General features: G+C 76.0%; 8 protein-coding genes and 1 pseudogene. 2 read left to right on the top strand and 7 right to left on the bottom strand.

The features are described from left to right. The first annotated feature begins 7 nt into the window (after nucleotides 1–7). On the top strand, nucleotides 8–1,027 hold the full coding sequence (locus ABZ493_RS06940; RefSeq protein ID WP_430581437.1) for a L,D-transpeptidase family protein: 1,020 nt from the start codon (nucleotides 8–10) through the stop codon (nucleotides 1,025–1,027). A gap of 30 nt (nucleotides 1,028–1,057) precedes the next feature. Here the strand turns inward: ABZ493_RS06940 and ABZ493_RS06935 are convergent, their stop codons facing one another. Next, the gene (locus ABZ493_RS06935; protein ID WP_430581436.1) at nucleotides 1,058–2,290 is read right to left on the bottom strand and encodes a UDP-N-acetylmuramate dehydrogenase; all 1,233 of its coding nucleotides are present in this window, start codon (nucleotides 2,288–2,290) and stop codon (nucleotides 1,058–1,060) included. Continuing rightward, nucleotides 2,287–3,621: pseudogene (locus ABZ493_RS06930) on the bottom strand (MFS transporter); the annotation flags it as partial. The gene ABZ493_RS06935 and the pseudogene ABZ493_RS06930, both read right to left, overlap by 4 nt. 41 nt (nucleotides 3,622–3,662) lie before the next feature. On the opposite strand from ABZ493_RS06930, the gene ABZ493_RS06925 reads away from it, so the two are divergent. Then, the gene (locus ABZ493_RS06925) at nucleotides 3,663–4,799 is read left to right on the top strand and encodes a LacI family DNA-binding transcriptional regulator (RefSeq protein ID WP_430581435.1); all 1,137 of its coding nucleotides are present in this window, start codon (nucleotides 3,663–3,665) and stop codon (nucleotides 4,797–4,799) included. A 7-nt stretch (nucleotides 4,800–4,806) separates the two neighbouring features. Here the strand turns inward: ABZ493_RS06925 and ABZ493_RS06920 are convergent, their stop codons facing one another. Genes ABZ493_RS06920 through ABZ493_RS06900 form a run of 5 tightly spaced genes read right to left on the bottom strand, consistent with a single transcriptional unit; the run spans nucleotide 4,807 to nucleotide 13,094 of the window. Beyond that, nucleotides 4,807–5,490: a GNAT family N-acetyltransferase gene (locus ABZ493_RS06920; protein ID WP_430581434.1), complete on the bottom strand. Its 684-nt coding sequence runs from the start codon at nucleotides 5,488–5,490 to the stop codon at nucleotides 4,807–4,809. After that, on the bottom strand, nucleotides 5,487–7,667 hold the full coding sequence (locus ABZ493_RS06915) for a penicillin acylase family protein (RefSeq protein WP_430581433.1): 2,181 nt from the start codon (nucleotides 7,665–7,667) through the stop codon (nucleotides 5,487–5,489). Before ABZ493_RS06915 ends, ABZ493_RS06920 begins: the two co-directional genes overlap by 4 nt. Then, nucleotides 7,664–10,165 (bottom strand): GNAT family N-acetyltransferase, encoded by a 2,502-nt coding sequence (locus ABZ493_RS06910; RefSeq protein WP_430581432.1) that lies wholly within the window; start codon nucleotides 10,163–10,165, stop codon nucleotides 7,664–7,666. Before ABZ493_RS06910 ends, ABZ493_RS06915 begins: the two co-directional genes overlap by 4 nt. Further along, nucleotides 10,162–11,544, bottom strand: coding sequence for a SidA/IucD/PvdA family monooxygenase (locus tag ABZ493_RS06905; RefSeq protein WP_430581431.1), 1,383 nt, complete (start codon nucleotides 11,542–11,544; stop codon nucleotides 10,162–10,164). Before ABZ493_RS06905 ends, ABZ493_RS06910 begins: the two co-directional genes overlap by 4 nt. Further along, the gene (locus ABZ493_RS06900) at nucleotides 11,541–13,094 is read right to left on the bottom strand and encodes a pyridoxal-dependent decarboxylase (protein WP_430581469.1); all 1,554 of its coding nucleotides are present in this window, start codon (nucleotides 13,092–13,094) and stop codon (nucleotides 11,541–11,543) included. The genes ABZ493_RS06905 and ABZ493_RS06900 overlap by 4 nt, the downstream gene beginning before the upstream one ends. Between the last annotated feature and the right edge of the window lie 144 nt (nucleotides 13,095–13,238).

The raw sequence follows: 13,238 nt of genomic DNA, 5'->3' as shown, positions 1-13,238 counted from the left end.
GGGCTCCATGCGTACGGTTCCCAGCCTGAGGCGACGCCTGACGGCGTCGCTCGTCGGCGTCCCGGTGGTGCTCACCCTGGCGCTCGCCGGGTGTGCTCCCCTGTCCGGCGAGACCGAGCCCGAGCCGGGCGCGGCCCCGACGACGTCGGCTCCCCCGGCCTCGGACGACGCCGGGTCGGCGTCCGAGGACGCGCAGGGGCGCGCCGACCAGGACGCCCAGGACGCCCAGGAGCAGGCCGACCGCGAGGCCGCGGAGAAGGAGCAGGCCGAGCAGGAGGCTGCGGACAAGGCCGCCGCCGAGCAGGAGGCGGCCGACAAGAAGGCAGCAGAGAAGAAGGCCGCAGAGAAGAAGGCTGCCGAGGAGGCCGCTGCGAAGGAGCAGGCCGAGCAGGAGGCGGCGGAGAAGAAGGCCGCCGAGGAGCGCGACAAGATGCTCGAGTACGGCGACTCGGGCGAGCGGGTCCTCGCGCTGCAGCACCGCCTGCAGGAGCTGGGCTACTTCCTCCAGGACGCCGACGGCAGCTTCGGCCCGGCCACGCAGCAGGCCGTGTGGGCGCTGCAGAAGGCCGCCGGCCAGTACCGCGACGGTGTCGTCGGGCCGAAGACGCAGGCCGCGCTGGACGACGGCGTCCGGCCCCAGGCGCAGTCGTCGTCGGGCAAGGCGATCGAGATCGACCTCGACCGGCAGCTGCTCATGGCCGTCGAGGGCGGCAAGGTCACCCGGATCGTCAACGCGTCGTCGGGCAACGGGGAGACGTACGAGGCCAAGGGCCGCAGCTACCACGCGACGACGCCGCGCGGGTCCTACGCCGTGTACATGGAGCGCAACGGCATGCACGAGTCCACGCTCGAGCTGGGCTCGATGTACCGGCCGAAGTACTTCTCGGGCGGGTACGCGGTGCACGGCTCGGGATCCATCCCTCCGTACCCGGCGTCGCACGGGTGCGTGCGCGTGTCCAACGCCGCGATGAACTGGCTCTGGGACTCCTGGGGCCTCCCCAAGGGCACCCCGGTCATCCTCTACTGACCCCGACTGTTGTGAGCGGGCTCACCACAGTCAGAGGGCGGTGCCGACGAGGACGGGCTCGGGCTCGAGCTCGATGCCGAAGGCGTCGCGGACGCCGTCGCGCACGGTGCGGGCGAGGGCCACGACGTCGGCCGCCGTCGCGCCGCCGCGGTTGGTCAGCGCGAGGGTGTGCCGCGTCGAGAGGCGCGCGGGGCTGTGCTCGCCCGCCGGCCCGAAGCCCTTGGTGAACCCGGCGTGCTCGATGAGCCAGGCGGCGCTGGTCTTCACGAGCGTCGGGTCGACGACGCCGAGGCTCGGGCCCACGGTCGACGCCGGCGTCGCGGAGCGGACGGCGAAGCGTGGCGCGTCCTCGGGCAGCTCGTCCGCCGCGTCGGCGGGCAGCACCGGGTTGGTGAAGAAGGAGCCCGCCGACCAGCGGTCGTGGTCGCCGAGCGGCGCCCCGCCGACGCCGTCCAGCAGCATGCCCTTGCCGCCGCGCAGCTCCAGGACAGCCTCGCGCACCTCGGCCGACGGCGCCCGCTGCCCCACCTCGACGCCGAGGCGCCGGGCCAGCTCGCCGTAGCCGACGGGCGCGGACAGGCTGCCGAGCCGCATCTGCAGGTTCACCTCGAGCACCACGTACCGCGGTGTGGGGTACCAGGGCGCGCCCTCGCCGCCGTCGGCGCGCATGGTGCGCTTGAGCAGCGACGTGCGGTAGCCGAAGCCCAGCTCGCTGAGCGGGAAGGTCTTGCGACTGCCAGTGGCGCGGTCCCAGGTGACCACCGACGCGACGACGCCGGACACGTCCTGGCCGTACGCCCCGATGTTCTGCACGGGTGCGGCGCCGACGGTGCCGGGGATGCCGGACAGCGCCTCGACGCCCACCCACTCGTTCGCCACGGCCTCGGCCACGAAGGCGTCCCAGTCCTGCCCGGCGGGAAGGCGCAGGCTCGCGCCGCCGCAGGCGCCGTCGGTGCCGCAGGAGTCCTCGAGGTCCGCGTCGAGGCCCTGGCGCACGTCGCGCACGACGACGCCCGCGAACCCCTCGTCCGCGACCAGCAGGTTGGAGCCGCCGCCGATCACCAGCAGCGGCTGCCCGGCGTCGTCCGCGGCGCGCACCGCGTCGATCAGCTCGGCCTCGGACTCCGCCTCGACGTACTCGTCGACCGGCCCGCCGACGCGCAGCGTCGTGAGCTCGGAGAGCGCCGGGGTGGCCGTGTCGCGCCCGTCGCGCTCACGGGCGGGCTCGTCGGCGGAGGAGGTGTGGAGGGTCGGCAGGCTCACTCGCCCAGCGTACGCGCCGGGTCGGGAGCGGCTGGCAGGGGCCTCGCGGCCCCGGCGACCAGCAGGCCGACCGCGACCGGCACGGCCAGCACCAGCAGGGCGTCGCGGTAGCCGACGTGCTCGGCGAGGAACCCGATGAGCGCCGGGCCCACGAAGAACGCCGAGTACCCGATGGTCGACACGACGGAGACGCGCAGCGCGGCCCGCTTGGGGTCGTCCGAGGCGGCGGACATGCCGAGCGGGAAGCCGAGCGAGGCGCCGGCGCCCCAGACCGCGACGCCGACGAGCGCGACCCACAGCGTCGGCACGAGCGCGAAGACGACGACCCCGACGAGCGCGGCCGCGCCGCACACGCGCAGCATGGTCACCCGGCCGTAGCGGTCGATGAGCGACGTGCCCGCCAGCCGGGCGAGCGTCATCGCGCACAGGAAGACGGCCAGGCCGATCGCGCCGACGGAGTCGTCGGTGCCGAACCCGTCGACGACGGCGAGGCTCACCCAGTCGTTGGCGGCGCCCTCGGTGAGCGCGGCCGCGAGCACGACCAGTCCGACGAGGAGGGTGCGCGACTCGCGCCACGTCGCGAGGGTGTCGCGCAGCGTGTGGCCCGTGCCGGTGTCGACGGCGGTGGCCGGGTCGGCCTGCGCGTCCGTCGCGGTCACGCCCTCCGCCGCGGCGGCGTCCGCCGTCGGCTCGAAGAACCGCACGCAGGCCACGACCACCAGCAGGTCGATCACCATCACGGTGATGACGTGCCCCGGCAGCGAGGCGCCGGCGTGCGCCGCGAGGGCGCCGATGCCCGCGCCCGCGACCGTGCCGAGCGAGAAGCCGGCGTGGAAGCGCGGCATCACGGACTTCCCGAGGCGCTGCTCGACGACCGCGCCCTCGAGGTTCATCGCGGCGTCCCAGATGCCCACGCCCATCCCGCCGAGGAAGAGGCCGACCCGCACCAGCATCGGGTGGTCGCCGTCGACGGCGAGGGTGGCGACGGCGAAGCCCGCGGCCGCCAGCGCGGCGAACGACACGCAGGTGCGACCGGCGCCGATGCGCGAGGCGATCATGCCGGACAGCGGCAGCGCGACGAGCGACCCGATGGCGCCGGTGAGCAGCAGCACGCCCATCTCCGCCTCGGAGAAGCCGAGGCCGTCGCGCACCGCGGGGATCCGGGAGGCCCACGTGGCCATGCCGATCCCGGCGACGACGAAGACCGCGAAGACGGCCCAGGCGGCGCGCACGGCGTGCGCGGGCGGGCGTGCGGGGAGTTCGGTGCTCACGGTCCGACGCTTCCGGAATCCGCCACGCGGGTCAAATCGATTCGAGCACGTGCTGGTCGGCGCGGGTAGGCTTCGCCCCGGACCTCGCCGGAAGGAGCCCCATGGGCCGCAGCAACGCCCGACCGACCCTCGCGCGGGTGGCCGAGCTCGCGGGCGTCTCGGTCTCCACCGCGTCCCTCGCGTTCTCGGGCGCGGGACCGATCACCGCCGAGACCCGCGACAAGGTGCTCGCCGCCGCCGCCGAGCTGGGCTACTCCGGCCCCAACCCGCTCGGGCGGCAGCTGCGCTCGGGCCGCTCCGGCATCGTGGGCGTCGTCCTCGGCGACCAGCCCGGCCGCGCGTTCCGCGACCCGGTCGCGGTCAAGGTGCTCGACGGCCTCGTGGACGTGCTCGGCGCCGAGGGGCTGGGCGTGCTGCTCATCCCCGGCGTCCGGGCGGTCCCCGGGCCGCGGGTCGACGGCGAGGAGACGGCGCCCGTGCCCGCCGTCGACCCCCTGCTGGAGTCCGCCGCCATGGACGTGGCCGTGCTCGTGTGGGGCGTGCTCACCGACGACGCGACGCTCGCGGCCCTGCGTCGCCGCGACGTCCCCGTCGTGGTCGGCGAGGGCGGCCGCGTCGAGGGCGCGCCGCTCGTCGCCCTGGACGACCGGGCGGGCACGGCCCTGGCCGTGCGCCACCTCCAGGAGCTGGGGCACACCCGCATCGCGGAGATCACGCTCCCCCTCGACGCCGCGGAACGGTCCGGCCCGATCGACGCGGCCCGCCTCGCCCAGGCCGACCGCACGTCGACGCGACACCGCCTCGCGGGCGTGCGGGACGCGGTCGAGCCCGTCATCTCGTGGGAGACGCCCGCGTCCCTCGTGGAGCACGGTCGCGACGCCGCCACGGAGATCCTCGGGGCATGGGTGCCGGAGACCGAGCGTCCGACGGCGATCGTCGCGCACTCCGACCTGCTCGCGGCGGGCGCCGTCATCGCGGCCCGCGAGCTCGGGCTGCGCGTGCCCGACGACGTCTCGGTCGCCGGCTTTGACGGGATCGACCTGCCGTGGCTCTCCCCCGACGTGCTCACCAGCGTGCACCAGCCGCTGCAGGCGAAGGGCGCCGCGCTCGGCCGCGCCGTCCTGGGCGTGCTGGCCGGCGAGGAGCCCACCTGCACCACGCTGCCCGTGGAGCTCGTGCCAGGCACCACCACCGGGCCCGTGCCCGACGTCGTCCGCCCCGCCGACGCGCAGGCCTGACGCCGCCTCAGCCCTCGGTACCGAGCGCCGCCGCGACGAGCTCCTCCGCGCGCTCGCGCGGGCAGAACGCCAGCACCGCCTCCTTCGGCCCCTGCGGGGACTCGAAGTGCACGGTGCCGGCGGCCTCGAAGCCGAACGCCGCCATGCGGGCGACCGCGGACCGGTTGCGGGCGTCCGGCTCGCCGACCAGCCGCCGCGTGCCCGGGCGGGCGAACGCGAAGGCGAGCACGGCGGGGCCGATCACGGCCCAGGGCGCGACGCCGTAGCGGGCGGCGGGGCCGTCGCCGCCCTTGAAGAAGTGCATCCCCAGGTCGCCGGGGAGCGCGTCGTAGGCCGTCGAGACCGGGTCGTCCTCCGGGTGGTACAGCTGCACGAGGACGACGGGCTCGCCGTCCCAGCGCACCAGGTAGGCGTGGTGCGTGGGCAGGGAGTCGACGAACGCGTACGTGTCGCTCAGGTCCTCGCGGCTCAGGCCCGCCAGGCCCCAGAACCCGGCGTGCGGGCGGTTGACCCACTCGTGCAGCACGTCGAGGTCGGCGACCGGGTCCAGCATGTGCGCCGTGACCGTGCCCGCGCCCGGGACGTCGGCGCGCCACACCTCCGCGCCGCGCGCTCCGGACAGCAGTCGGTCGGACGTCGCGGGCTCGAGCAGGGAGTCGGACAGGGGCTCGGACAGGGGCTCGGTCGTCATCGGTCCTCCGGGGGTCGTCGGGTCGGCAGGGACTCGGGGCGCAGCCGCGCCCAGTCGGTCTCGATCGGGACGGTGCGGGCGTCGGCCCACGCCGGGTGCTGGTCGGCGAAGTGCGGCGAGCGCGGATCACCGGAGGTACCGAACGGCACGCCCCAGCGGCTGCGGCGCCGGTCGCCCAGGTCCCACACCCAGCGGGCGACCGACCCGTGCAGGACGGCGTGCGTCCCGCCGTGCACGCCCGCCGTGCAGCGGACCGCGTCGCCCGACCCGCCCAGCGGCCGGGCGTGCGCCGCCGGCACCGCGGGTGCCGTCGCGCCCGGTACCAGTTCCAGCGCGTGCAGCGGGGCAAGACGGTGCAGGTCGCCCCACGTCTCGCGCGCGCCGGCACGGTCGGTGTCGAGGTCGCTGTCGAGGTCGGCGTCGAGGTCGGCGAGCGCCTCGGCCGCCAGCCTCCGCCCGTCGACGACGCCCGACGCGAGGATCGCCGCGAGCGCGTCGCCCACGCGCGCGACGACGTCGAGCCACGGCGCGAAGACGGCCGGCAGGCCGTGCGCCTCATGCAGGGGTTCGAGGGCCGGGTCGGCGGCGACGCGGCGCGTCAGCCCGTGGCGCCAGCGGGCGAAGAGCGCCGCGTCCGCGGAGTCGGCGTCCATGGGCGCGCCCGCCGCGGCCCAGGCGCGCAGCCGGTCGGCGGTTCCCGGGGTCGCGACGGGCTCGCCCCACGCGGCGGCGGTCACGGCGGCCTCCGCGACCGGAGCCGGCCCCAGCCAGGCGACCAGCTCCGCCGCGCCGCCGTCGCGCGTGTCGGCGAGCACGCGGTCCTGGGTCTCGGCGGACTCGCCGTCGGTCGGCCGGTCGGCGAGCAGCGCGCACACGCGGTCGGCACGGTGCGGGGCGTAGGCGTGGCCGAGGTCGTGCTCCGGCAACGCCGGTCGGTGGTTTGCGTCGACGGCGACGTCGGTCACCACGGCGGGCGTGGGCAGCCGGCGCCACCCCGGCTCGTCGCGGCGGGTCGCCGGGACGACGCGGCCCGACGGCGGCACGTCGGGCACGAGGCCGGCGGTGAGGCGCAGCACCTCGCCGGTCGAGTCGGCGGTGAGCACCCGGTCCACGGGGTCGACCCAGCCGGCGAACGCGGCGGCGACGTCGCGCGCCGTCCGTGCCTGCTGGAGAGCGCGCCAGGCGGCCACCCCGGCGTCCGCGGTGACGCGCACGGGCCAGCGCAGGCTGTGCCGGTCGGTGACCAGCGGGCCGCGGGGCGTCTCGGCCCAGCGCACGACGACGGTGTCGCCCCCGCGCACGGGCACGGCCTCCGAGCCCTGCGCGACCACGCGCGCCCCCGCCGCCGCGGCGTCGACCCCTTCCGCGTACAGCGCGGCGTGGTGCGCCATCGCGTTGGTGACGCCCCACGCGACCGCGCCCACCGGCGTCTCGGCGTGCCCGAAGTGCAGCACGCCGGGCACGCCCGGGAACGCGAGCCCGAGGACGTCGCGCCCCGGGCGCGCGAGCCGGACCTGCTGGTACACGCCGGGGAGCTCGAGCAGCCGGTGCGGGTCGCCGGCGAGCAGCGGCGCGCCGGACGCCGTCCTCGACCCGTGCAGCGCCCACGCGTTCGAGCCCGACGACGGCCCGCCCGCCCCGCCGTCGCGCGCGCCCCACCACCCGACGGCAGCGTCGCCCAGGGTCGGACCGAGCGTGCGCGCCACGTGCTCGCGCCACAGCAGGTGCGGGAAGCCGCTGAACAGGACGTGGTGCACCAGGAACGTGCCGACCGGCGTCCACGGCCGCCAGGGCTCGTCGTCGGGCAGCGGGGCGCCGCCGAAGGCACGCGCCAGCTCGGCCCGCTCGGGGGTGTCCCGACCGCCCGCGTCGAGCCCGTCCCGCACGCCGTCGGCGTACGCGGCGAGCCAGGCGCGCTCGGGCCCCGCGAGGGCCTCCCAGACCCGGCGCGTCGTGTCGGCGAGGCGGACGCCGACGGCGAACCGGTCCCACTCGAGCCCGGCCGGACCGACCCGCGCGGCGAGCCGGCCCTCGCCGTGCCACCGGTCCACCTCGAGCTGCCAGCCCCGGTCGAGGGCGGTGACGTAGCCCTGCCCGTAGGCCAGGTCCGCCTCCGACCCCGCCCGGACGTGCGGCACGCCGAGGTCGTCGCGGAAGAGCTCGAAGGGTCGGGTCACGGGGCGTCCGGGCGGGCGACGGGGTTGGCCATCGTCCCTGCGTACAGCAGCGAGGCGGACTGGTCGGTGAGGTCGACCATCTGCAGCGTGTTGCGCAGCTGCAGCCGGTTGAGGCACGAGTGCGCGAAGCGCGGCACGCGCAGGTCGACGCCCCGCCCGCCCCGCGGGGCGAGCTCGGGATGCTCGACACCGTGCCGGTCCACGACGTCGGCCACCACGCCCCAGAACCGGTCCTCGGCGAGCACGCCGTCCACCGCGAGGATTCCCGCGAGGTGGCGCAGCACGCCGTCGAACACGTCGGTGAAGATCGCGAGCGCCTTCTCGTCGTCGTCGACGACCGACTGGACCCGCTCGACGCCGGAGGGCAGGGCACGCTCGCCGAGGACGGCGATCTCCTCCCCGATGTCCTTCATGAACACCCGCCGCACCACGCCGTCGCGCAGGACCAGCACGAGGTTCTCGCCGTGCGGCATGAACGCCAGGTCGTGCGCGCGCAGGCAGTGCACCAGCGGGTACAGGTAGGCGTCGAGGTAGGCGCGCAGCCACGCCTCGGGCGCGATCCCCGACTCCCGCACGAGGGCGGTGGCGAGGGCGCGGCCCGACGCGTCGCGGTGCAGCAGGCTCGCCATGGTGGCCAGCCGCTCCCCCGGCGCCGCGCGGGGCACGGGCGACTCGCGCCAGAGCGCCGCGAGCATCTTGCGGTGCGCGCTGGGGTGGGCGGTGCGGTGGTAGACGTCGCCGGTGTATCCGATGGACGCGCGCTCGCGCAGGACGCCGAACCCGGCGTCGCGCAGCGTGGGGTCACCCTCGACGACGCCCGCCACCCAGTCGTTGATGGTCGGCGTCGCGCGCATGTAGGCCGGGGACAGGCCGCGCAGGAAGCCCATGTTCTGGATCGCGAGCGCGACCTTGACGTAGTGCCGCTCCGGCCGCGTGCGGTTGAACACCGTCCGGATCGACTGCTGCGGCTGGTACTCGTCGGCGCCCGGGCCGAGGGGCACGAGGTCGCCGCGCGCGACGTCGGCGGCGAACGTGATCGGCACGCGGTGCTGCCACTGCCACGGGTGCACGGGCAGGTAGAGGTACTCGGCGGGGTCCAGCCCTCGCGCGGCCAGCCGGTCGGCGAACGCGGCGCGCTCCGCGCCGGACAGCTCGGCCCCGTACAGGCCCGGCTCGGTGAGGCCGGTGCCGACGGCGAGGTGGGTGTGCTCGCGTCGCGCGGCCAGCCACATCAAGCGCAGCCGCTCGCCGCGCTCGGGGGCGTACGACCGGTAGTCGTCGAGGGAGAACCCGATGCGGCCGTTGTTCGCGAGGAAGCCGGGGTGCCCCTCGGTCATCGCCGCCTCGGCGGCCTGGAACGCGTCGGCTCGACGACGGTCGTCGTCGGCCTCGTCGATGTCGGCGTCCCCGGGGGCGAGGAGCGCGGCCAGCGCCGGGACCTGCGGCGACGTGCCGTCCAGCTCCCGCTCGCGCTTGGCGCACGCGGCCGCGAGCGTCGAGGAGAGCTCCTCGAGGTAGGTCGCCACGAGGTCGTCCGGGATCTGCAGCAGCGGTTGCAGCTCCGCCACCAGCTCCAGCGCGTCCACGGGCAGCTCGTCGCCGGCCGACGTCGTGCGCGTGATCGACGCCGGGTCCACCACCCAGTGCTCCAGCGCGGACGTGCGCGCCGCGAACCGGTACGTCACGCCGTCGAGCGCCAGCACGTACCGCCCCGCGTCGCCCGCCGGGTCGTTGTGAGCGGGGTCGGGCTCGGGGCGGAAGAGACGCTCGTGCGCGAGCTCCGCGAGCGCCTTGGCGGCCAGGTGCCGGTGGGCGTGCTCGGCGAGGTCGGGGCGCAGGTGCGGCGCGAGTCGCGCGCCGCCGTCCTCGCCAAGGCCGGCGAGGGCGCCGAGCGGGGAGTCCGCGAAGTCCGCCCGCGTGCACACGCTCAGCGCGGCGCGCTTGGTGTGCCCGCCCCCCTCGTCGAGGTCGACCTCCCGCAGCACGCGGAACCCGGCCGCCGCGTTCTTCGCGGCGATCGCGCGGTTGCGCACGTCCGGCTCGACGACGACGCGCGCCCCTCCCCGGCCCTCCGCCGTCAGGCAGAAGCGCACGACGGCGGCCATCACCGCGTCGGTGAGGCCCGGCGCGCGGACGGCCAGGTCGTGGGGCGGGGGCGCCACGAGCAGGTGCATGCCGACGTCGCCGGGTGCGGCGTCGTGCACGCCGACGAGCAGCACGCGGGCCGGGTCGTACGTCTCGGCGTAGAACGCGGGCACGCCGTCCACGCGCCCGAGCCAGCCGTCCTGGTGCGGGTGGTCGGCGACGTCGGCCAGGTAGTCACGCACGGCAGCGACGTCGAGGTGGCCCATCTGCCAGAACTCGGACGCGGGGTGCGCCAGCCAGGCGTGGACGGTGGCGGCGTCGCGCGCCGGGTCGATCGGCTCGAGCGTGACGGCGTCCGTCGCGACCCGCGTCGTCCGGATCGCCGCTGTCGTGGGTGTGGTGAGCGTCGTCATCGCGCGACCTCCTCGGCCTGCGGGGCGCCGGTCGCGGCGCCGGGCTCGTCGTCCGCCCGGCCACCGGGCAGCCCGAACGTCTGGAACGCGATGCGTCGCTCGATCGCGTACGGTTCCCGCCCCGTGACCTGCGCCAGGATCACCGAGTTCCGCCAGGCGGCGAAACCCAGGTCGGGGGCGGTCACACCGTGGGTGTGCGCCTCGGTGCCGCCCACGTGCAGGCGCCCGCCCGCGCCCGCGGTGTAGTCGCGGGCCACGTCCACGCGGCCGAGCTCGTCGAGGTCGACCAGACCGGGCGCGACGAAGTCCGGCACGCCCGACCCGTACCCGGTGGCGGCGACGACGGCGCGCGTGCGATGCTCCGCCACCTGCCCGAGCTGGCCGTGCCGCAGGGTCAGCACGTGCTCCCCCGTCGCGGGGTCGACGCGTGCGGCGACCACCTCCGTGTCCGACAGGAGCGTGGTCGGCACCTCCCGGCCGAGGGCGGACTTGCGGTACAGGGTGTCGTAGATGTCGTCGACCAGGTCGCCGCTGATGCCCTTGTACAGCGCGCGCTGCTCACGGCCGAGGATCTCGCGCAGCTCGGTGGGCAGCGCCCGGTAGTGGTCGGTGTACTCCGGCGACGTCATCTCGAGCGTGAGCTTCGTGTACTCCATCGGGAAGAACCGCGGCGAGCGCGTCACCCAGTCCACGCGGTGCGCGTCGGACGACGCGTCGCCGAGCAGGTCGCGGTACACCTCGGCGGCCGACTGCCCCGACCCGACGACGGTGACGGCGCCGGTCGCGGCGAGCGCGTCGCGGTGCGGCAGGTAGTCGGCGCTGTGCACGACCGGCCCGGCGCCCGGGCGCCGGGCGACCTCCGCCGCGAGCGCCGCGAGCGGCCCGGGCAGCTGCGGCGTCGTCCCGACCCCGAGCACGACGTGGCGCGCGCGGTACGTCTCCGACGTCCCGTCGGCGAGACGGGCGGTCACCACCAGGTCCCCGGACTCCTCGTCCCGGTCCACCGCCACGACGTCGCGCCCCCAGCGCAGGGTGGTGAGCCGGTCGGCCGCCCAGCGGCAGTACTCGTCGTACTCGGCACGCAGCGGGTAGAACGACTCGCGGATGTAGAACGGGTACAGCCGGCCGACGTCCTTGAGGAACGCGAGGAACGAGTACGGCGACGTCGGGTCGGCCATCGTCACCAGGTCGGCGAGGAACGGCACCTGGATCGTGGCGCCCTCGAGCATCATGCCCGGGTGCCAGGAGAACCCGTCGCGGCGGTCGAGGAACACGGCGTCGACGTCGTCGAGGGGGTCGGCGAGCGCGGCGAGGCCCAGGTTGAACGGGCCGATGCCCACGCCGAGGACGTCGTACGTGCGGTCCGCACCGGTACTCATCGGGCGACCTCCTGCAGTGCGGATCGGGCAGGCAGCCGGGGGTGCACGCCGCGGCACGGCGGCGCGTCGTCGGCGAGCAGCTCCTGGCCGGCGAGCAGCCCGTGCGCGGTGGCGCGGACGAGATCGAGCACGCCGCGGACGTCGTCGAGCGTCGTGTCCGGGTTGAGGAGCGTGAGCTTGAGGCACGGGCGCCCGTCGACCACGGTCTTCGCGACGAGCGCGCGGCCGGAGTCGAACAGCACGCGCCGCACCCGCGGCACGAGAGAGTCCGCCTGCGCGTCGTCGACGCCGTCGGGCTGGTAGCGGAACAGCACGGTGGACAGGTCCGTCGGGGCGAGGAGCCGCAGTTCCGGGTCGCCGGCGAGGTCGGCGTGCACGGCGTCCGCGAGGTCGCAGACGGCGTCGACCATCGCGCCGATGCCGTCCGCGCCGACGGCGCGCAGGGTGGCCCACAGCTTGAGGGCGTCGAACCGGCGCGTGGTCTGCAGCGACCGGTCGACGAGGTTGAGGTCGGGGTTCGGCTCCCCCGACTCCTCGGCGGGGTTGAGGTAGTCCGCGTGCCACGCCGCGCGCGCGAGGTCGGCGGCGTCGCGGACCACGAGGGCGCTGGAGGAGACCGGCTGGAAGAACGTCTTGTGGAAGTCGACCGTGATGCTGCGCGCGCGCTCGACGCCGTCGAGCAGGTGCCGGCGGCGCGGCGAGACCAGCAGCCCGCCGCCGTACGCGGCGTCGACGTGCAGCCAGGCGCCGACGGCGTCGCACAGGTCCGCGACCGGGGCGACGGGGTCGACGCAGCCGCGGTCGGTGGTGCCCGCGGTGACGACGACGGCCATGACGACGTCACCCGCCCGCTCCACGTCGACCAGCGCCCGGGCCAGCGCGCCCGGGTCGAGGCGGCCGTCGGCGTCCGTGCCGACAGCGATCACGGCGTCGTCGTCGAGCCCGAGCAGCAGGGCCGAGCGCGCCACGCTGAAGTGCCCGGCGGTCGTGGCGAGCACGCGCAACCGCCCGAGGCGCTCCCGCCGCGCCGCACCGCCGAGCCGGGCGCCGTCCGGCCCGGTGAGCGCGGCCTCGCGCGCCAGGTGCAGCGCCTGCAGGTTGGACTGCGTGCCGCCGGAGGTGAAGACGCCGTCGCTGCCGGCCGGGAACCCGATGCGCCCGGCCGTCCACTCGATCAGCCGCTGCTCCATGAGGGTCGCGACCGTCGACTGGTCGTAGGTGTCGACCGACGTGTTGATCGCCGCCAGCATCGCCTCCGCGCCGACGGCCGGGAGCGCCACCGGGCAGTTGAGGTGCGCCGCGTACGCGGGGTGGTGGAACCACACGGCGTGCGAGGCGTACAGGTCGGCGGTCTCGCGCAGCGCGTCGGGCGTGCCGACCGGCGGGCCGTCGAGGTCGACGGCGTCGACGAGCGCCTGCAGCTCGCGGCGGCCGGCGCCGCAGAACGGCTGGCGGGCGGCCTCGACGCGGGCGGCCACGTCGTCCACGACGTCGTGCAGCGCGCCGGCGTAGTCGACCGCTGTCGCGGCCCCGAGCAGGGCGGAAGGCATCGTCACGAGACTCCTTCGGAGATTGGGGTAAGGCGAGCCTCGCCTAACCTAGAGGCCGCCCGGGCCTCTGCCAACCGGAGCGACGCAGATCACACATGGCGTCACGCCGACCCGATCGTGCGCAAACTCGTGACACCGACCACA

This window comes from Isoptericola sp. NPDC019482 (genome assembly GCF_040632295.1).
GTDB lineage: Bacteria > Actinomycetota > Actinomycetes > Actinomycetales > Cellulomonadaceae > Isoptericola.
The sequence above is the reverse complement of the archived record's forward strand: the minus strand, read 5'-3'. Positions and strand labels throughout refer to the sequence as shown.

Coding starts and splice junctions, on each gene's coding strand:
- ABZ493_RS06940 (WP_430581437.1), top strand. CDS start 8: ATGCGTACGGTTCCCAGCCTGAGGCGACGCCTGACGGCGTCGCTCGTC.
- ABZ493_RS06925 (WP_430581435.1), top strand. CDS start 3,663: ATGGGCCGCAGCAACGCCCGACCGACCCTCGCGCGGGTGGCCGAGCTC.
- ABZ493_RS06900 (WP_430581469.1), bottom strand. CDS start 13,094: ATGCCTTCCGCCCTGCTCGGGGCCGCGACAGCGGTCGACTACGCCGGC.
- ABZ493_RS06905 (WP_430581431.1), bottom strand. CDS start 11,544: ATGAGTACCGGTGCGGACCGCACGTACGACGTCCTCGGCGTGGGCATC.
- ABZ493_RS06910 (WP_430581432.1), bottom strand. CDS start 10,165: ATGACGACGCTCACCACACCCACGACAGCGGCGATCCGGACGACGCGG.
- ABZ493_RS06920 (WP_430581434.1), bottom strand. CDS start 5,490: ATGACGACCGAGCCCCTGTCCGAGCCCCTGTCCGACTCCCTGCTCGAG.